Annotated in this window: 15 protein-coding genes, 1 tRNA gene and 1 pseudogene; 9 read left to right on the top strand and 8 right to left on the bottom strand. The window is 53.7% G+C overall.

Annotated elements, in window-relative coordinates:
* The first annotated feature begins 9 nt into the window (after window positions 1-9).
* A complete protein-coding gene (gene uxaC / locus SH580_RS15580) occupies window positions 10-1,407 on the top strand; it encodes a glucuronate isomerase (protein WP_319831760.1) in 1,398 nt (465 codons plus the stop codon).
* A gap of 14 nt (window positions 1,408-1,421) precedes the next feature.
* Entirely contained in the window at window positions 1,422-2,282 is an 861-nt protein-coding gene (locus tag SH580_RS15575) for an SDR family NAD(P)-dependent oxidoreductase (RefSeq protein WP_319831759.1), read from the top strand.
* A gap of 242 nt (window positions 2,283-2,524) precedes the next feature.
* On the opposite strand, the gene SH580_RS15570 is transcribed toward SH580_RS15575, so the two are convergent.
* The 6 genes and pseudogenes from SH580_RS15570 to coaE form a co-directional block, all read right to left on the bottom strand.
* Entirely contained in the window at window positions 2,525-3,778 is a 1,254-nt protein-coding gene (locus SH580_RS15570; RefSeq protein WP_319831758.1) for a type II secretion system F family protein, read from the bottom strand.
* Between the two features lie 15 nt (window positions 3,779-3,793).
* Complete coding sequence (locus tag SH580_RS15565) at window positions 3,794-5,482, bottom strand: GspE/PulE family protein (RefSeq protein WP_319831757.1); 1,689 nt, start codon at window positions 5,480-5,482, stop codon at window positions 3,794-3,796.
* Between the two features lie 19 nt (window positions 5,483-5,501).
* Window positions 5,502-6,581 (bottom strand): type IV pilus twitching motility protein PilT, encoded by a 1,080-nt coding sequence (locus SH580_RS15560; RefSeq protein WP_319831756.1) that lies wholly within the window; start codon window positions 6,579-6,581, stop codon window positions 5,502-5,504.
* 45 nt (window positions 6,582-6,626) lie between these two features.
* Window positions 6,627-8,146, bottom strand: a pseudogene (locus SH580_RS15555) (GspE/PulE family protein).
* 264 nt (window positions 8,147-8,410) lie between these two features.
* On the bottom strand, window positions 8,411-10,543 hold the full coding sequence (rho, locus tag SH580_RS15550; RefSeq protein WP_345786199.1) for a transcription termination factor Rho: 2,133 nt from the start codon (window positions 10,541-10,543) through the stop codon (window positions 8,411-8,413).
* 82 nt (window positions 10,544-10,625) lie between these two features.
* Window positions 10,626-11,204: a dephospho-CoA kinase gene (gene coaE / locus SH580_RS15545; RefSeq protein WP_319831755.1), complete on the bottom strand. Its 579-nt coding sequence runs from the start codon at window positions 11,202-11,204 to the stop codon at window positions 10,626-10,628.
* Between the two features lie 129 nt (window positions 11,205-11,333).
* Here coaE and SH580_RS15540 point away from each other — a divergent pair, with 129 nt between their 5' ends.
* Together SH580_RS15540 and SH580_RS15535 are read left to right on the top strand one after the other, a co-directional pair.
* On the top strand, window positions 11,334-12,881 hold the full coding sequence (locus tag SH580_RS15540; protein WP_319831754.1) for a YifB family Mg chelatase-like AAA ATPase: 1,548 nt from the start codon (window positions 11,334-11,336) through the stop codon (window positions 12,879-12,881).
* Window positions 12,882-12,947: 66 nt separating this feature from the next.
* Window positions 12,948-13,035 (top strand) — tRNA-Ser (locus tag SH580_RS15535).
* 453 nt (window positions 13,036-13,488) lie between these two features.
* Here the strand turns inward: SH580_RS15535 and SH580_RS15530 are convergent.
* Window positions 13,489-14,124 (bottom strand): hypothetical protein, encoded by a 636-nt coding sequence (locus tag SH580_RS15530; protein WP_319831753.1) that lies wholly within the window; start codon window positions 14,122-14,124, stop codon window positions 13,489-13,491.
* A 52-nt stretch (window positions 14,125-14,176) separates the two neighbouring features.
* Between SH580_RS15530 and dgt the strand changes: the two genes are divergently transcribed.
* The 3 genes from dgt (at window position 14,177) to tmk (ending at window position 17,308) form a co-directional block, all read left to right on the top strand.
* Window positions 14,177-15,463, top strand: a complete 1,287-nt coding sequence (gene dgt, locus SH580_RS15525) for a dGTP triphosphohydrolase (protein ID WP_319831752.1) — start codon at window positions 14,177-14,179, stop codon at window positions 15,461-15,463.
* Between the two features lie 90 nt (window positions 15,464-15,553).
* A complete protein-coding gene (locus SH580_RS15520) occupies window positions 15,554-16,663 on the top strand; it encodes a PfkB family carbohydrate kinase (RefSeq protein ID WP_319831751.1) in 1,110 nt (369 codons plus the stop codon).
* Complete coding sequence (gene tmk, locus SH580_RS15515; RefSeq protein WP_319831750.1) at window positions 16,664-17,308, top strand: dTMP kinase; 645 nt, start codon at window positions 16,664-16,666, stop codon at window positions 17,306-17,308. It begins immediately after the preceding gene.
* A 41-nt stretch (window positions 17,309-17,349) separates the two neighbouring features.
* On the opposite strand, the gene SH580_RS15510 is transcribed toward tmk, so the two are convergent.
* Window positions 17,350-18,009: a 4'-phosphopantetheinyl transferase family protein gene (locus tag SH580_RS15510; RefSeq protein ID WP_319831749.1), complete on the bottom strand. Its 660-nt coding sequence runs from the start codon at window positions 18,007-18,009 to the stop codon at window positions 17,350-17,352.
* Between the two features lie 113 nt (window positions 18,010-18,122).
* Here SH580_RS15510 and SH580_RS15505 point away from each other — a divergent pair, with 113 nt between their 5' ends.
* A complete protein-coding gene (locus SH580_RS15505) occupies window positions 18,123-19,280 on the top strand; it encodes a helix-hairpin-helix domain-containing protein (RefSeq protein ID WP_319831748.1) in 1,158 nt (385 codons plus the stop codon).
* A gap of 44 nt (window positions 19,281-19,324) precedes the next feature.
* Window positions 19,325-20,143, top strand: a complete 819-nt coding sequence (locus SH580_RS15500) for a PPK2 family polyphosphate kinase (RefSeq protein ID WP_319831747.1) — start codon at window positions 19,325-19,327, stop codon at window positions 20,141-20,143.
* The last annotated feature ends 29 nt before the right edge of the window (window positions 20,144-20,172 follow it).

Raw genomic sequence — 20,172 nt, 5'->3', positions numbered from 1 at the left:
CAACACGCAATGTCTACTGACCACGACCAACGCCTACTCCATAAACCAATTGCTCGCCGTCTCTTCCATGAAGTCGCGGCAGGCTTACCAATTATTGATTTCCATAATCATTTGGATACTCGCGCACTGGCCGACAATCATCAATTTGATAATATCGCCCAACTCTGGGTATCCAGTGACCCTTATAAACACCGGGCGATGCGAATCGCTGGAGTGCCCGAATACGAAATCACCGGCAATTGTTCAGACCGGATCAAATTCAACCACTGGGCGCAAACGCTGCCGCAAACAATCGGTGGTCCCTTGCATGCGTGGACATCGCTCGAACTCCAACGATATTTTCAAATTGAGACCCCACTCGATCCACACAGTGCAGACACCATCTGGACTAGCTGTAATAAACAACTAACCCGCCCCAGCTACTCCGCACGCGGGCTACTCAATCGCCTGGGCGTCACAACTGTTTGCACTTCCGATCGCCTGCTGGACGACTTATCCGCACATGAACAACTGGCGCAATCAGACTACAGCGTCGCCGTGTTTCCCTCACTGCGAGCAGACGACATCTGTGCAGTCGATCAAGCCCATCACCTGGATTGGGTGCAACAACTCGCGAGCCTCACATCCCGCCAGATAACGGATGCTGAAACCTTCTGGGCAGCCATCGAACAAAGGCTCGATGTCTTCGACGCGCTCAAATGCCGCCTATCCGATCATGCTCTCGACGACTTCCATTACGAAACAGTCAATCCAAGCACAACCCAACAACTCCTTAATCAACACCTACAGGGCCAAGCTCTCTCACATAATGCCCAACAAGCACTACGCTCAGGCATGCTACTGCAACTAGGAATCGCCTATGCAAGACGCGGTTGGACACTACAACTCCACATCGGAGCACAACGCGCCACAAGCAGTCGCCTCCGTCAATTAGCCGGCCCAGCGGGCGGCTATGCGAGTATCGGCAACACCACCGACATTCCCAGTTTATGCCGCTTTCTCGACCAAGTCGAAGCTCACGGCCAACTACCACGCACCATTCTCTATCCGCTCAACCCTAACGACTATGCTCCCCTGGCCACGCTAACTGGCTCCTACGCCAGCGATGACATTGCTGGCCTGGTGCAACTGGGCCCAGCATGGTGGTTCAATGACCATGATCTGGGCATACGCGAGCACTTGTATCAACTTTCTCGGTACGGAATCTTACACAGTTTTATCGGCATGACTACCGACTCCCGCAGTCTATTGTCCATGGTGCGTCATGAGTATTTCCGCCGAGTCCTGTGCGCATGGATCAGTGAACAAGTCGAGGCAGGCCACTTGCCAAATAACTTTGCGGCACTTAGCCAGCTCGTTCGCGCCCTCTGCTACGAGAATGCAGCAAACTATCTAAACCTCAGCTAAAGCCTATAATTATTATGACACAAATCAGCAACCCATTCTTCCAAGACAAAGTAGCCATCATCACCGGAGGCGGTGGTCTCCTCTGCTCCGCCATCGCCAAGGATCTGGCCCGCCAAGGAACTAAAGTTGCTCTACTAGGGCGCACACTTGACACGCTTGAATCCGTCGCACACGAAATCTCTCAAGCGGGCGGCACCGCCCTGCCCCTCGTCGCCGACGCAACCGATATCGAGCAACTAAATGCCGCCCGTATTGCGATCAAAGATCAACTCGGAGATGCATGGTTCCTAATCAACGGAGCTGGAGGCAATCAAGCGCCCGCGATCACCACACTCACACAATACGACCCAATCGAACTGTCCCCCGAAAAACCCGAAGATGTACGCGGTTTTTTCAATCTCGATCCCGACGCATTTGAAAACGTAATTCGAGTCAACACCATGGGCACAATGATACCGACCCAAGTCTTCGGTGCCGACCTAGCACGACTCGGGCGCGGCTCCATACTCACCTTCTCTTCGATGACAGGCTACAAGGCGATTTCACGTGTGGGCGCTTACGCAACGGCCAAGACTGGCATCATCCGCTTAACAGAATGGCTCGCCACCTACTTGGCGCCCGCAGGTATTCGCGTCAATGGTATCGTGCCAGGCTTCTTTGTGAACGACCGCAGCCGCAAAATCTTAATGAACCCGGACGGCAGCCTCAGCAAACGTGGTCAAGATGTACTCAATCACTCTGGATTTAAACGCTTCGGTGAAGCTGAAGAACTGCTAGGCTCAGTCAATTGGCTGCTCAACGACGAACAAGCTGCCTTTGTCACCGGTCAAATGATCACAGTGGATGGCGGTTTCCTAGCCAACCCTGGCGTATAATACCCATTCGAAAAAAGTTTGGTCCTGATAGATATGTCTTTTGTAACCTCGGTTCTCGGAACCGGGGCGATGCCGATCGCCCCCCGAAACAAAGTTTCGAGGCTACGCAAAGGCCAATCTTATAGATCATATATTCTTAGAAGTGGTACAAGAAAGAGCAGCCCGCGAGAGGTAAAGAAATAAACAAAAAGCCCGCAGGCACAAGGCGCTGCGGGCTTTTGAAAAATATCGTAACAACGAGATCAACCAGTGAGTTGCTTGATGATTTCGACGATTGGCAGGAAGAGCGCAATCACGATAAAACCAACGACCACCGCCAAGAAGACGATCATGACCGGCTCGATAATCGAAGTGATCCCTGCCACGGCGTTATCGACGTCTTCATCATAATTATCGGCCACGCGGTTTAACATTTCGGCGAGTTCACCGGTTTCTTCCCCCACATCCACCATACTGGTAACCATGTTCGGAAAAACGCTTTCACGAGCCATCGGAGCCGCCAGCGACTCACCATCCCGCACGCAGTCGTGCATACGAGTCAGCGCATCTTCGTAAAATTTATTACCGGTAATATCCTTGGTAATAGTGATCGACTGCAAAATGGGAACACCACTGGACAACAGTGTGCCAAAAGTGCGGGTGATCCGGGCGATATTCACTTTGCGCACAAGATCGCCCACTTTAGGCGTGTTGATCGAGAGCCAGTTAAACATTTTCGAACCCACTGGAGTCCGCAGGAAGAATTTAAGACCAAAGAAGCCTGCAATTAAAATCCCCATCGTCAGCAGAATGTTCTCGCGCATGAAATTACTCATGCCGACCACGAGCTGCGTTGGGCCAGGAAGCGCGGCTCCCTCGAGCATGTCGTCGAAAATTGCTTGGAACTTAGGCACCACAACCACCATCAACAGGGCAACAATCGAAACCGCAACCCCCACCACCACGATAGGATACACCATCGCGGCCTTCACCTTTTTCTTGGTTTTCAGGGCTTTTTCCATGAACCCTGCAAGACGCGCGAGCACCACGTCAAGCACGCCCCCTGCTTCACCTGCGCGCACCATGTTCACAAATAAGCGGTCGAAAATCTTCGGATGCTGCGCAAGTCCATCGGAGAAAGAATTACCTGATTTCACTTGATCAGCAATCTGTTCCAGCACCGCCTGAAAGCGTGCATTCTTCTCTTGGCGAATCATCACCTCCAGTGCACGCAACAATGGCAGGCCAGCATCCAACAAGGTCGCTAACTGTCGTGTAAACGTGGTGAGATCTTCGCTCTTAATGACCTTACCGAAGCCGCCGGACTTCTTGGATTTTTTACTGCCTTTGCTGGATGCGGCTTTGCTAGGCGCACTGCCACCAGCTTCCACAATTTTAGTCGGCATCAGTCCGGAGGCGCTCAGTTTAGAGCTCGCTTCGTCCTGACTAGCCGCATCGACCGTACCGGTCTTTTGCTTTCCGTTGGCGTCAATCGCCGTATATTTGAATTTTGCCATGGGGAGTTTGGAGGTTTATGTATACTTAAGTACTTCTTCGATCGTAGAATTTCCGTCAAAAATGGCGCGCAATCCATCATCGCGCAAGCTTCGCATGCCCTGTTCCAGAGCTTTTTGCTTAATCGTTAAGGTAGGTGCACGATTATTAATGAGCTCACGAATGCTGTCGGAGACAACGATCATCTCAAACAAACCGATACGGCCGCGGTATCCGGTATTACTACACTCAGGGCAGCCATCACCATAATAGAAATCTTTATCAGCGATTTCGAGCGGATCGACATCCAGCATCTCAATCAAATCCTGACCAGGCTCGTAGGCCGTGCGGCAAGTGCGGCAAATACGGCGAACGAGACGCTGAGCCAAAATGGCTTCAAGTGATGCGGAAATTAGGAAAGGCTCCAGCCCCATGTCGATCAGACGAGTCACCGCACCAGGCGCATCATTGGTGTGCAAAGTGCTCAAAACAACGTGTCCGGTAAGCGAAGCTTGCACGGCGATCTGTGCGGTCTCCAAGTCACGAATCTCACCGACCATGATTTTATCGGGGTCTTGACGCAAGAAGGCACGTAGCGCACGAGAGAAATCAAGCCCCACTTGGTGATTCACTGCCACCTGCATGATCCCGTCGATCTCATATTCAACGGGATCTTCGGCCGTCAGAATTTTGGTCTCCACATTATTCACCTCGCGCAAGGCACTATACAAAGTAGTGGTCTTACCAGAGCCCGTGGGACCAGTCACAATAAAAATACCATTGGGACGATCGACGAGGTCGCGAATCGTTTGCAGAATATCGTCCGGCAAACTTAGAGATTCCAGATCCAAGTTAACCACCGACTTATCCAGCACACGCAACACCACCGACTCTCCAAATTGAGTCGGAAGAGTCGACACACGTAAATCAACCGGGCGCCCTGCAATCGTCATTTTGATACGACCATCCTGCGGGATACGAGTCTCGGAGATGTTCATATTGGACAACACTTTAATACGCGATGTCACTGGCACAGCCAGATTTCTGGGCGGAGGCGCCATCTCATACAGCGCGCCGTCAATGCGGTAACGAATACGGAATTGATCCTCAAAAGGCTCAAAGTGAACGTCGGATGCCTTATCTTTGATCGCCTGTTGCAACACCAGATTAACGAAGCGGATGATTGGCGTTTGATTCGCCATGTCCGCGAGGTCTCCTTCGGAAAGCTCCTCCTGGGCTTCGGTAAAACTATCTCCGAGATCACCCAAAATATCATCGATCGACGAATCTTCTTCACCATAGGTCGCGACCAGCAGTGAGTCAATATGCTCTGGATCGCAGACAACGATGGTAATGTCCTTATTCAGCGTGAAGGTAAGGTCATCTATAATTGAAGGATTAAACGGGTCCTTTGCGAGCAGTGAGACCGAAATATCATCTACCTGATAGGGTACGACGGCATACATACGAGCCACACTGGCGCGCACGGTTGAGGCAATCTCATCCGGAACCTCGTGAGGCGGTGTAGCCAAATAGTCATATCCCAGGTAGTCGGCCACGGCGGACAAAATTTGCCCTCGCTCCACCACACCCGCATCAATCACGGCATCTGCCAATGACTTGCCCGTGTGAAGGTGAGACTCATTGAGCTCATCCAGCTGCGCCGGATCCAGCAAGTCGGCACCTTTGATTATTTCGTAAATTGTATCGTTGTGATCTTCAAACATTGGGGATTGGAGAAATGGTTTAAGTTGTAAATGCTGCGCCGTTTTCGATGAGCTTTTCGCGCATCGAGTCTGGGGTTTGAGATTTACCGAGCGCTTCGTCGGCGGAAATCAAATTTCGATTAAACAGACTGAGCAAGTGGGCGTCGAGACTGATCATACCACGGCTGGCACCCGTTTGAATGTCGGAAGCAATCCGGTAAGTCTTATTCTCACGAATCAACTGAGCGATTGATGTGGTGGTCACCATAATCTCAAACGAAGCAATACGTCCACCACCTATCTTCCGACAGAGCACCTGCGAAATAACCGCAATAATTGAGGATGCCAACTGCGTGCGCACCTGATCCTTCATGTCCGCAGGAAATGCATCCACGATTCGGTCAACCGTGCGAGCAGCACCAGTCGTGTGTAAAGTCGCGAACACCAGGTGTCCTGTCTCGGCAGCTCCCACGGCCGCCTCAATCGTCTCTAGATCGCGCATTTCCCCCACCAGAATGACATCGGGGTCCTGACGCAAAGCACCACGGATCGCAGCCGAAAAGGAAGTCACATCATTTCCGACTTCGCGCTGAGTCACGATACACTTCTTATGATCGTGGAAGTACTCGATCGGATCTTCGATGGTGATAATGTGCCCATCATGGTTTTCATTAATCCAATTAACCATCGAAGCCAAGGTAGTCGATTTACCAGAACCTGTGGGGCCGGTAACTAGGATCAAGCCGCGCGGGCGACTGATCAGCTCCTTAATTTTATCAGGTAGCCCGATCTCTTCCAATGTGAATAGATCGTTCGGAATCTGACGCAGCACCATACCGTAGCAGCCTTTGGTGCGCATGACACTCACACGAAAACGCGCCTTCTCCTGATATGCGAAACCGAAATCGGCCCCGCCAGTCGTCTTAAGCTGCTCTTGATTCGTAGTGGAAGTGATGGCCTTCATCAAATCCTCCGATGCCTGCGCATCCAGCGCAGGGCCTTCGACAGGAACCATCGTTCCACTAATGCGGAGCGTCGGAGGCTGCTTTACCTGGATGTGCAAGTCCGATGCGCCCTGATCGACCATCAGTTCCAGCAGGTCATTCATTTCGTAGGTCATCGTGATCAGTTCCAGTTCAAAATTAAAACGCAGTTAACAAAACAACTAAATTGAATCAGAGACAGTGGCATGCAGCACCTCGTTAGGCACAGTCACTCCGGCCAGCACCTTGCGAATACCGTCTTCTCGCATGTTGCGCATGCCCATCTCGCGTGCTTTATCACGGAGTGCCACCAAACTCGCCTCTTCGTAAATCATAGACTGCAACTCTTCATTGACTCGGAACATTTCAAAGATGCCGACCCGCCCGCGGAAGCCAGTACCATTGCACTTCAAGCAACCTTCCCCCTTCATGAAGGACGCATCCAGAGCCTCATCCGAACGTATGCCCAGCGAGTTTAGCAATTTTTCATCATGCTCGCATGGGGCTCGACAATTTGGACAATTTCTACGAACCAGACGCTGAGCGAGCACTGCACGCACGGCCGCCGCGACCAAGAATGGCTTAATACCGATATCAATCAAACGACTCACAGCACTGGGCGCGTCATTTGTGTGCAAAGTCTGAACACCATGTGCCCGGTCAGCGCAGCGTTGACTGCAATTTCCGCCGTCTCTTTATCGCGAATTTCCCCCACCATGATAATGTTTGGCGCTTGGCGCAACATCGAGCGCAAGGCAGCAGAAAAACTCATCCCCACTTCACGACGCACCTGCACTTGATTCACGCCGGACATTTCATACTCAACCGGATCTTCAACAGTAATGATCTTACGATCGGGGTGATTAATGTAGTTAAGCGCCGAATACAACGTAGTTGATTTGCCCGAACCAGTAGGCCCCGTCACGAGAAACACACCATCAGGCAGTGCAATAATTTTTTCAAACGCAGCTTGGTCATCACTAAAGAACCCGAGTTGAGGCAGTCCCAAACTGAGACTCTCCTTATCCAGAATACGCATTACGATACTCTCGCCAAATGCAGTGGGCAAAGTCGAAACACGCAAGTCGATCACCTTGGGCCCCACCTTAATGTTGATACGCCCGTCCTGCGGCACCCGCTTTTCCGCGATACTGACATTGGACATCAGCTTAATACGTGAAACAATCGATGGCTGCAGGCGCTTGGGTGGATTCTCCACTTCGTGCAACACACCGTCGATACGGTAGCGAACACGGAAACGTTTTTCCAAGGGCTCCATATGAATATCCGAAGCACGTCGTTTCAACGCTTCAGAAATCACCATGTGCACATACTTAATGATCGGCGCCTCTTCCTCTGACGCATCCTCAGCACTGGGCAAATCAATCTGACTGGGCAAGGCATCCGGATCTTCCATGCCGGAAAAAATGTCATCCATTTTTTCACTGCGAGCTCCCTCATAATACTGATGGATCGCCTTCTCAATCTCTTCGAGTGGAGCCACTCGACAAATGACCGAACGCTTAATGACATGGCTGATGCTATCCACCGCATCCATGTCCAGCGGGTCAAAGACCGCCAACTCGACTTCACTATCATCCACCTCAAGTGGGATCACCTTATACCGATTCGCGAGCTCAAATGGCACGACCTCCAATGCCTCAGAGGAGACCCGAACATCGGCCAAATCGACGGTCTCCATATTGAATTCTTCCGCAAGCACTTCTGCGATCTGCATCTGCGTGACCACATCATCCGCCACCAGCGCCTCGAGAATCGCGGTGTCTTCGCTCCCCTCGTAACCGGCTTGGGTCACCTTAGCACGAGCAGACTCGATGCCGCTGTCTTCGAGCAGGCCTTTATCAATTAATAGCTGGAGAACAAATTCGTCGGCGGAAGTCACAGATAGATAAGTGTCGGGGTGGGACTTAAATGGTGAGAAATAAAGATAAAATAGCCATAAAAATTAACGCGCAACACTCATCAAGAACTCCGCATTGGTATTGGTTTTCTTGATGCGTTGAATGAGCATTTCCATAGCATCCGTGGAAGGTAAGCCTTTCATCGCTCTGCGCAATGAATAAATTTTAAGCATTTCGTCGGGGTGGTAGAGCAACTCTTCCTTTCGGGTGCCACTTTTATCCATACTCAGCGCTGGGAAGATCCGCTTGTCAGAAAGACCGCGATCCAGATGGAGCTCCATATTGCCCGTACCTTTAAACTCTTCGAAGATCACCTCATCCATCTTACTCCCGGTTTCCACCAGTGCAGTGGCAATGATCGTGAGGCTGCCGCCATCCTCAATATTACGTGCCGAACCGAAGAAACGCTTCGGTTTCTGCAAGGCGTTGGCCTCGACACCACCGGATAGAATCTTGCCGCTACTCGGCATGGTCGTGTTATAGGCACGCGCTAAACGTGTAATGGAATCGAGCAAAATAATCACATCCTCCCCCACTTCGACCATACGCCGCGCCTTTTCGATCACCATTTCAGCCGCATGCACGTGACTCTCAGCCGCCTCATCAAAAGTAGAACTGATCACCTCACCGCTTACTTGACGGCGAAAATCTGTCACTTCTTCAGGACGCTCATCTATCAAAAGGATGATCAAATGAGCATTCGGATAATTCTTCTGAATCGAATTTGCCATCCCCTGCATTAGCACAGTCTTACCCGTGCGCGGCGGCGCAACAATCAAACCACGCTGCCCAAAACCGACCGGCGTCAGGCAATCCACGACCCGCATCGACAAATTATCCCACTTCGCCTCCGAATCGGCCTCCATCAGGATACGTGAGGTCGGATAGTATGGCACACGCTCAGTAAATGGCACAATCTCACTAAGCGTCTCGGGGTCCCGCCCCATGACTTCCTCGATGCGCACAACGACCGGGCAAGACTCACCCTCACGATGCGGCTGCAGCTGGGCCTTGACAATATGCCCCCGCTGAAGGCCATAGTGCTCAATAAAAGCCTGCGGCACATAGGCACTCAAGGCTTTGACACGGTAGCTATCACGCTCGTAAACCAACAGCCCACCGTCCTCATCTTCCAACAACTCCAAAACGCCAGTCGTCAAAATCGCCGCCTTTTTCTCCCCGGCATGCGAAACCACCGCGTTAATCAACTGGTCACGATTCGGCGCATTCGAAAACTTAATATCGAGCGCCGCGACTTCCTCACGCAGCTCAGGCAGTTGTAAATTATAGATGCGCACGTAATCGAGCGGCTCGCCGCCCCCGGAACGCAACTCATCCGCCAAGGCCAAAATATCTTCGCGCTTGGCCAAAAGTTCCCAATCCAGCAAATCGCCAAACTCGATCGGCGTATCTTCTTCGCGGCCACGACGCCCCTTATTCTTATCCCAGCGATTTTTACCACGCTTATTGCGCTTGTTGTTATTGTTCTTATTAAACTTGTTCCCCTTCGCGCCTCCCTTGTGACGATCATTAGGATGCGGCTGACGCGGCGCTTGCCCGGAATGCCCCTGCTGTGCCGGCTGCTTTGTGCCCTCTCCATTATCAGTGCCACGGGACTCTGGCGAATTCGACTGACGATTCTTGTGATCGCGACCGCCCTGCTGATCACGCTTCTCCCGCGGCGCACGTCCTCCACGTGGTTCACGTTTCTCCCGTGGCTCACGCGCATGAGCTGGATCCGGTGCATCTTTCTCTTCAAATTGATCGATTTTAATATCGGAACTAAAAGTCACCTCATCATCGGCAACGGCCTCAGGAGTTGGCTTAGACGCAGGAGCCGACTCAACAGCAGACTTCGCAGCCACCTCTGATGCCTCTTTAGCAACCGGCTTCGAGTCGGGCTTCGAGTCCGCCTTCGGAGTCTCGCTCACGGTCTTAGCTACCGGAGGTGTAATTTCCCCCGGGGTAAACATATCAGCCTGCGCTTCATCCACGGCCTTACGGGCTGTGCTCTTTTTAGCCGCGCGCTTCTTAGTCGCCTTCTTCGCTGCCTTTTTAGCGGCCTTCTTGGCAGCTTTCTTAGCCGCTTTTTTAGTCGCTCGCTTACGAGGAGCCGCGTCCGCAGCAGTGGATGTATCTCCCAAGGGGAGGTCGTTGTTTTCTTCGTCAAAGCTCATGGCTGTTTATCTATGGGACGCTCAACGCGTCGCTTGGTAAGTAGTTTTCGGGAGGGGAAGAGCGAGTCACAGCAGTCCACTCTTAAGCTGTGGCGATCTGCTCTATTAATCTCGTGGTTTGTCGTTTCAAAAATTCAAGGCTTCCAGCGTTGGAGATAAGATGATCCGCGCGTTGCATTTTTTCCTCAAGAGGCATTTGCCGCTCACGGCGCTGCGCGATCTCCGCCCCTGTGTAACCTCTGGCAACCATTCGGTCTTTGACCACATCAGGAGGGCTTGCAACACAGACAGTTAAATCAAAGAGGGTTTCAAGCCTTTTTTCAAATAGCAATGGAATCTCCACCAACCAGCATGCCTCAGGCGCCTGCTCTATAGCCGTTTGCCAATGGGCTCGAACCAAGGGATGCAGCAGCGCCTCCAACCATTTGAGCGCTTCCTCATCACCAAAAACCCTGGCGGCCACTGCCCGACGATCCACCGCGCCCTCCGAAAAGACCGCATCTCCCCAGCGCGCACGTAACTGCGTCTGCACTTCCGCATCTGTTGCCAACAACTCACGCACAACGGCGTCCGACTCAATGGTACGCCAGCCCGCCTCGCGGAAAAGCCCCACTACAGTCGATTTGCCACAACCAATCCCTCCTGTTAGGCCGACTTTCATAGCCCGAAGTAGAAGTCCATCGACCCTAAACAGGCGAGCCTTAATTCGCACGCACAGATACTCTGACGACTTAAAGAGTGACATTAGTGTAAAAGCGTTCACTATGCACACTCAGAAAGGGATCACTCAATGTTAGGAATCACACAGTCAGCAGCGCTCGTAGGTGTCGACGCACACCCCGTCCAAGTCGAAGTCAACACAGGCGAAGCCGGCGACCCTCGATTCATTTTGGTCGGATTACCCGACACCGCGGTCAAAGAATCGCAGGACCGCGTCCTATCCGCGATGGCGAACAGCGGTTTCCGCACCCCGGCCACGCGCACCACCATCAACCTAGCTCCGGGAGGGCTACGCAAAGAAGGGCCCGCCTACGATCTGCCAATCGCTCTCGCAATCCTCGCCTCCATGAAAAAGTGCGAAGACGCGGAACTGGAAAATTTCCTCATCGCCGGCGAGCTCAGCCTCTCCGGTAAGACCCGCCCCGTCAAAGGCACCCTGGCCATGGCCATGCTGGCCAAGCGCCTCGGCAAGCGCGGATTGATCGTGCCCGCCGAATCGGCGGACGAAGCCGCCCTGGTCGACGGCGTCGCCATCTATCCCGTCGGCAGCCTCGACGAAGCGGTGCGCTTCCTCAACCACGAGCACATTATCAAGCCCCTACCGACGAACCAAAGCAGCTTCTTTCAAACACCCCCCGAAAGCCAACGTATCGACTTTTCCGAGGTCAAAGGGCAGCATGCAGTGCGCCGCGCAGTCGAGATCGCCGTCAGCGGAGGGCATAATCTGCTCATGATCGGCAGCCCGGGCTCCGGCAAAAGCATGATTGCCAAGCGCATCCCCACCATCATGCCACAGCCTCAGATCGATGAATTTCTTGAGATCCTCAGCATTCAGTCCGCTGCCGGCACCACACTCTCCAGTGAAAATCGCTACTTTCAACGCCCCTTCCGCTCACCGCACCACACCATCAGCGACGTCGGCCTACTCGGAGGCGGCTCAATCCCCGGCCCCGGCGAAATCTCACTGGCCCACAACGGCGTGCTTTTCCTCGACGAATTGCCCGAATTTAAACGCTCCGCACTGGAAGTACTCCGTCAGCCACTCGAAGACGGCAAAGTCACGATTTCACGCAGCGCAGGCAAAATTACCCTCCCCTGCTCCGTAATGTTAGTCGCAGCGATGAACCCATGCCCATGTGGTTACACCGGCGATAGCTCTCGCGAGTGTCGCTGCAGCGTGCCCCAAATCCAACGCTATCGCTCCAAGATCAGCGGCCCACTACTCGACCGCATAGATCTCCACATCGAGGCCCCCTCTCTACGCATCGAAGAGCTGCGCAACACGAAGCCCGGCGAAAGCTCCGCCGTCATGCGAGCCCGCTGCGAAGCCGCACGCAGCATACAAAATCAACGATTTAAAGAGACCCAACTCGCCTCCGACCGCTGCAATGCCCGCATGTCGCACTCACAAATCCGCAAACATTGCACCATCAACAAAGAGCAAGGCGACTTATTGCAACAAGCCATGGAACAACTCAGCCTCTCCGCGCGTGCCTATGATCGCATCCTCAAAGTCGCCCGTACCATTGCCGATTTAGCCGGCAGTGAACACATCGAAACCGCCCACCTACTCGAGGCAATTCAGTATCGCAGCTTAGACCGCAATTTGTTTTATTAATTAAAATTCAAATTACCGCTTGCACTCAACCGAGAGCATCCTCTAAAAGTCAGTCTTTGGCAAAAAGGAGAGATGGCAGAGTGGCCGAATGCGGTAGTCTTGAAAACTATTGAGCCGAAAGGTTCCGGGGGTTCGAATCCCTCTCTCTCCGCCATTTCAAGACGAAGTCGCTGAAGTGCGGCAAGAGAGCGGAGATGCGAACCATCGGGTTCGACGGAAGGAGCGAATGCGACTGGAGATGGGACGCCACGGGCGGTCGCGCAGCGATGCCGCAGGCACCAATCCCTCTCTCTCCGCCATTCGACGCAGTCGAACAAGCAACACGCGTAGCGTGCGAGGGATGAGAACGAAGTTCGACGGAGCGACCAAAGGGAGCGGAGATGGGACACCCGCAGGGTGGTCGCGAAGCGATCCCGCTTGAGCGGAACCAATCCCGCCGCTCCCCGGTTCAGAGAACCGAGGCCACAAGAGAAATCCGCTTGCACGTCTATTCATGCCCTAAGACTGAATCAGCTCTGCCACGCCCAGTATACATAGGGAAAAATCATTCTGCTCCAGGATCATTCTGCAGAAAACATCCCACTGCACGCCCCCGACAGGACCTACCCTAAAACCCCTCCACACTGACGGGCGCTTTTTCCTGCAGATCACTGGTATTCAACTCAGCGAGTCTGACGTCGACTTCGGAATCGACGAACATCACTGCGTCGCCACCGATTTTCTTAGCACGCACGCGACCATCGTCCCGCACCATCTCAAAGCCGAAAGCACTGACCGCCTCCGCTTTGTCCTCCTTACTTAGCCGTTTCCAAAACGAACCTCCGGCATGCAAGGCCATTAAATGATTAAACTCATGCTCGGTAATCCCCTCACTACGCTTATACACTTCAATCGCGGACTTGCCATTGATATAGACGACATGCAAATCCCACCCGTTCGACATCCGCTTGTCGTCGAGTTCCGAAGAGGTTGGGCGGCGCCCGTCGGCCGTTTTGAAATACAGCCGCACATCCGAAGAGCCGGGCAAATAGTCAAAGTACTTTAAATATGGCATCCCCTTGCGGCGACTGCTCTCAATGGTCTCGTCACGGTAGACAATTCCGCCGGAGGTAAACAATCTGCTCTCAATGGATTCACGCCGCTCGCCGATACGAGCCTCTAAAGCAAGGGAGCATAGCGAGTTGATAACAAATCCCGCAAACACAGCTGCGAGTATTCCTGAACGAATGGGGTATTTCATCATTGAGCTAAGACAACTATAGCGCTCACTGTATAAGACAAACAAATCCGAACGCATGCAGAATAAATTCTATTCCTCCTTTGATCTAGAACGCTTCCCTGAGACAGCTTCTCCCGAAGGCGACTATCGCAGCGCTTTCCAAATCGAGCGTGATCGAATCATTTTCTCCTACCCGTTCCGTCGACTACAGTCCAAGACACAAGTGTTCCAATCCGGCGAATACGATTTTTACCGCACGCGCCTGACTCACTCAATCGAGGTCGCCAAAGTGGGGCGCTCCATCTGCGAGTATCTACTCGCCCGCTCGGACCTACTCAACGAACAGTTCCACATCGACGCCGACCTAACGGAAGCCATCTGCCTCGCACACGACCTCGGGCACCCGCCTTTTGGACACATTGGCGAGCGCAAGCTGAACCAACTCATGTCCGCCCACGGCGGCTTCGAAGGCAATGCACAGACACTGCGCATCTTAACCGAACTCATCTACGAACGCCCGGGACGCACAAAAGGCATCGCCCCGACACGCGCGTTTCTGGATGGAGTCATGAAATATAAAGCCACTCAAAGTGACTGGATCCAACAAACGGGCCAAGCACCCGCGCACCACTTCATCTACGATGAGCAAGCCCAGTGGCGCGATGCGATCTTCGATGGACAAACGCCCCCCGACGCGCTCAACTCGCCCCAAGCACTCAATCAATTTAAAAGCATCGAATGCCAAATCATGGACTGGGCTGATGACACCGCCTACTCCTTGCACGATATCGTAGACGGCATTCACGCCCGTTACATCAGTGTCGGCAGCCTAACTGAATGGGCCGGAAAACAAACACTCGACGCCACTCAATCGCAGCTGGTGGAAACGCTTTGCCAAAAAATAAAAAGCAACGGCTACGAACCTTACTTTGGCAGTCGCGTCGGCACCTTTGTGCATGCCTGCACACTGCGTCCGCGCGCAGGCTTCCTCAGCGAGCGCACCCATCGGCATGCCTTCGACCTAGTGATCGATCCTGCCGTCAAAGCCGAAAGCGCACTCTATAAATCGATCGCGCTCGACCTCATATTTAAATCCACTCAGCTACAACAGATCGAATTCAAAGGTGGTTATATATTGGATCAACTATTCACAGCACTCTGTGAACATTGTGCACATCCCGAAAGCAAAGGCCTGAATCTACTACCAGCTTCCGTGCAAGCGCTGCTAGAACACGAAAACGATGCCGCCGGACGCTACCGCCGCCTCTGCGACTATACGGCGGGGCTCACCGACGGTCTCGCAGTTCGCACCTACAAGCGACTCTTCGACGCCGACTTCGGCTCTATTGCAGAAATACAATAATGCAAATCGCCTCACTCATAGTGAGTAAAATAGTTTGCCCCGAGCTAGATCGCTCCTTATCTAATCGCGCTCAATCCCCACTTACGCTTTATGGAATACAAGACCCAAACTCTTGAGGAGCTCCAAGAAAAGAGCCCGCTCGCACATTCAAAAAAAGCGCTCGTTGGCATCGACGGCTTTGTCGACGTCATCGTGCATCCCGTCGATCAACGTTCCGGCCCCGGCGATCAGTTTAAAGCCATCCCCACCATCACCGACTTTGCCAATCGTATCGGCTCCGCAGCGGGTAAAAGTGCCAATATCGAAATGGCGCCCATCGTGGAAAAACTCGGCGGCAACGGCCCCATCATGGCCAACGCCCAATCCGCACACGGCCTCGATGTCCGCTACTTGGGAGCCCTGGGGCGCGACGCCATCCACCACGTCTTCCATGAATTCGCCGAAAAGACCCATGCGATTTCAATCGCCGATCCAGGCGTCACCCACGCCGCAGAATTTAACGACGGCAAGATCATGTTCGGCACAATGGCCAGCCTGGATGAGATCACCTACGAACGCTTGTGTGAACTGCCCGGCGAAGCGCAACTGATTCAGGTATTCAACGAGTCCGACCTAATCGCCATGGTCAACTGGACGATGATTCCCTTCCTCACCGACGTCTTCAATAGCTTCCTCGAAAAAGTGCTGCCTGCCTGCTCCCAGGATAAAGCACGCACCTTTTTCTTCGACCTCGCCGATCCCGAAAAGCGCTCCGAAGCCGACCTGCTGGAAGTGCTCAGCGTCTTTTCTAAGTTTGAAGCCTTTGGCAAAGTCATCCTCGGCCTCAACTTACGCGAGGCAGAACAAGTCGACGCGCTGCTCGGCTTCTCCCCCCTGCCCAATACACCGGAAAACCTCCAGACGATGGCCGCTCGCATCCGCGAAAAGCTCAAGCTCGACACGGTCGTCATCCATCCCGTCGCCGATGCGGCCTGCGCCACCGCCGAAGGCACCGCCTACGCCGCGGGTCCCTACTGCGAAAAGCCTAAAATCACCACTGGCGCCGGCGACCATTTTAACTCCGGCTTCGTCACCGCACGCCTTATCGGGCTATCTCCCGAAGCGGCACTCACCGTCGCAGTCGCCACTTCCGGCTTCTACGTGCGCACCGCAGTGAGCCCCTCACTCGACGACTTGGCAGAGTTTATAGCTACTTGGTAAATGGCGGGGCTATTTATTACATTCGAAGGCGGCGAAGGCTGTGGCAAATCCACTCAAATCGCCGCGCTGCAGCAACGCCTCAGCGCAGCAGGCCACACAGTCGTCCAGACTCGTGAGCCCGGCGGCACCTCACTCGGCGAAGCGATCCGCCACCTACTCCAGCACGACGCAGCCGGCGAGGGCATGTCGCCCGAGGCGGAACTGCTACTATTTGCCGCCAGTCGCGCCCAACACGTACGTCAACTAATCGCACCTGCGATCACCGCCGGCCAAATCGTGCTCTGCGATCGTTTCCTAGATTCGACAACGGTCTACCAAGGCGTAGCCCGCGCGATTGATTCCGTGAAAGTCGATAACATTAATCAATTCGCGATCGGCAGCACCCGCCCCGACCTAACCCTACTCATCGACCTGCCCCCCGAGATCGGCCTCGCTCGGGTGCACAAGCGCAGCGATGGGCAGCTCGACCGCATGGAGCAAGAAGCCATCGAGTTCTTTCAAGCCGTCCGCCAAGGCTACCTAGCACTCGCCGCCGCCGAACCTCAACGCTTCCATGTGCTCGACGGCAGCCAAAGCATCCAGTCCCTACAAGACGAGATCTGGGAGCTGGTGCAAAACAAGCTAAGCGCAAGCGCTCCTTTGTGACCAAAGCCAGCCACAGTGCCGCCCACTACAACTCCCAACCTCTAACTCCAACACAGACTGACCACATAGTCATCGACCAAGCGAAAACTAAACCGCAGCTGCCTCAACTCCGGAGCAAAGCGTACATCTAGCTGCGAGACCTTAGCCACACCTGACGCGAGATCGACCTCCAGCCCCATATCCTGAAAATTCCCACGGATGCGCCAATGCGGGAACTGCGCCTTATAAAAAGCTTCCTTCAAACTAAACAGGACGCTCGCCCTGACCTGATCACCGCTCACAAAACTCTCCTCCATCGGATGCACCACTTTCTTCATGGCGGCCTCACTCAGTCGATTCGTCTTTTCAAGGTCCAACCCCAGAACAAACGGAGCGCCCCCTCGCGACGCGATCGCCATCGCAAGCCCCCGACTGTGCGAAATACAGCCAACCACCCCCTCGGGCCATTGCGGAATACCGTCGGCATCCGGCAATAAATCGCCCGTGTCCACCTCGAGTGCCGACAGCACATCTCGCGCACAACGGCGCCCCGTCGAAAACTCACACTGCCGATGCACCCCCCAGTCGTTCACCCACAGCCGTTCAGCCTCCGAAAGTGCCTCCAAATGATCGCCCACGAGTGCCAGCTCAAAAGCGCAAGCAGATGGCGCAATGTCAGCCAGTGCCCTGCGCAGCTGAATTAAAGTGAGTTCATTCGACATAGGATAGAAATACAGTCGCCTGAGCGGATCGATAGCAAGCCCACCTAAATTAAAACTGATACAATCCCAGCCTTGCCAGCCCGCCTCAGCGCTTTAGAACACCCTGAATGCGGATGCTCATTACACTGCTATGTATTTTCTCGCTGGTTCTCACCACGCGAGCAGCGGATCAAGTCGAAGGTACCTGGGAGGTGCTGGGGGGCTGCCGGCTCGTCAGTGCACCCTTTAACGACGGCGACAGTTTTCTAGTTAAATACGGCGATGAGCAATACACCTTCCGCCTCTACTACGTAGACGCTCCCGAGACTTCCGAAACTTATATCGATCGGGTGCGCGCGCAAGCTCGCTACTTTTCCATTCCCGAAGAATCCGTGACCGAGACTGGTAAGTTGGCCAGCACCTTCACCAAGAATTTCCTGAGGGGCGAATTTACCGTCATCACCAAATGGGAGGACGCCCGCGGAAGCAGTCGCAACAAGCGCTATTACGCACTGGTGCAAAAAGGTGATAAGGATCTCTCGCTCGAGCTCATTCGAGCAGGCTTGGCACGCCTCTACGGCATGCCCACCAAAGATCGCTGGCCCGGCGGCCTCACCCCCCGCACCTTTCTCAGTCGCCTAAAAAACAACGAACGAGAGGCACAACGCGAAGAGGATGGCATCTGGGCACTCGCCACCGGCTCCATGCAAATGTCCGGCCTGGAAGCACTCCATAGCAGCAGCGAAGCAGATGCAGGCACCGAGTTTTCCGCAGGCAGTGGCCCAAGTCTGGGTGGCCTGCCACTCAAAGATCGCATTAATATCAACACCGCCACCAGTGAAGAACTTCAGGAACTACCCGGCATCGGGAAAGCCTACGCCGCCCGGATCATGGCTGCCCGCCCCATCCAGAGCATCGAGTCGCTGGTGCAGATTCCCGGCATCACTGCCAATACCTTGGCTGGCTTCAGCCACATGATCATCACCGAAGATCCCCCCCCACCCGCTTTCACTGTCGAATTCTACACGGCCGATATCGATCAATACCTCGACACAGAAGTCACCGTGCACATCGCCTCGGTGCGCCCCAGCGACACCGCGAGTCCCGAGACCTTTCGATCCGTCATCCTTGAAACCGCCTACCAAGGCGAAAGCGGCGGCACAATCACCGCCTATATCCCAGACGAATTCTACGATTCCTTTATCAACTATTACCGCGAGCCAGGCCGTGAGTTTAAAGGCCTGCTCTACTCACGCGACGGCGAAATCGTAATGGTTTACGTACGCAAATGATCCACCATTGACCTTAACGACCAAGCAACACTCACTAGCCAACAATGAAACTTAGCGACTTCGACGCCTACCGCATCACCAAAACTCAAAACCATGAGATATCAAAAGTGTCTTCAGATCCATGGAACGATCTGCCCAGCAGCAAGAGCGAAGCTAAAAAAGAGCTAAGCGCCCTGCACTTACGCCTGTCTGAGCTACAGCAACGCTTCTTCGTCGATCGCCGCAAAAAACTGCTCTTCGTGCTCCAGGGAATGGATACCAGTGGCAAGAACGGCACCATTCGTCACGTATTTCGCGGCGTCAATCCGCAGGGCGTCCACGTCGCTAGCTTTGAAAAGCCCTCCTCTCGGGAGCTCGCACACGACTATCTATGGCGCGTGCACAAGCGCGCACCCGCAAAAGGCGAAATTATGATTTTCGACCGTAGCCACTACGAAGACGTATTGGCCGTGCGCGTCAACAAACTCAAGCCCGAGAGTGTCTGGAGAAAGCGCTACCGCCATATCAACGACTTCGAACAACTACTCGCAGACGAAGATACCGTCATTCTCAAATTCTTTCTCCATATCGATCGCGACACCCAAAAGCAACGCCTGCAAGAGCGCCTCGACACTCCAGCCAAAAACTGGAAATTCGACCAATCCGATCTCGTGGCTCGCAGCAGATGGGGGGAATACGTCGCCGCCTACGAAGAAGTCTTTGCCAAGACCAGCACCCCGCACGCGCCCTGGTTTATCATACCAGCCAACAAAAAATGGGCGCGCAACCTACTCGTGGCACGCATCGTTGTGAGCTGCTTGGAGGATATGCGACTGAGCTATCCACAAGTCGATTACGACCCCTCCAAGATCATTATCGACTAGATTTGCTAAAATAGACGAAAAAACGTCTT

This window comes from Coraliomargarita algicola (genome assembly GCF_033878955.1).
Lineage (GTDB): Bacteria > Verrucomicrobiota > Verrucomicrobiia > Opitutales > Coraliomargaritaceae > Thalassobacterium > Thalassobacterium algicola.
Note: the sequence above shows the minus strand (reverse complement) of the source record. Positions and strands in the feature narration are given on the sequence as shown.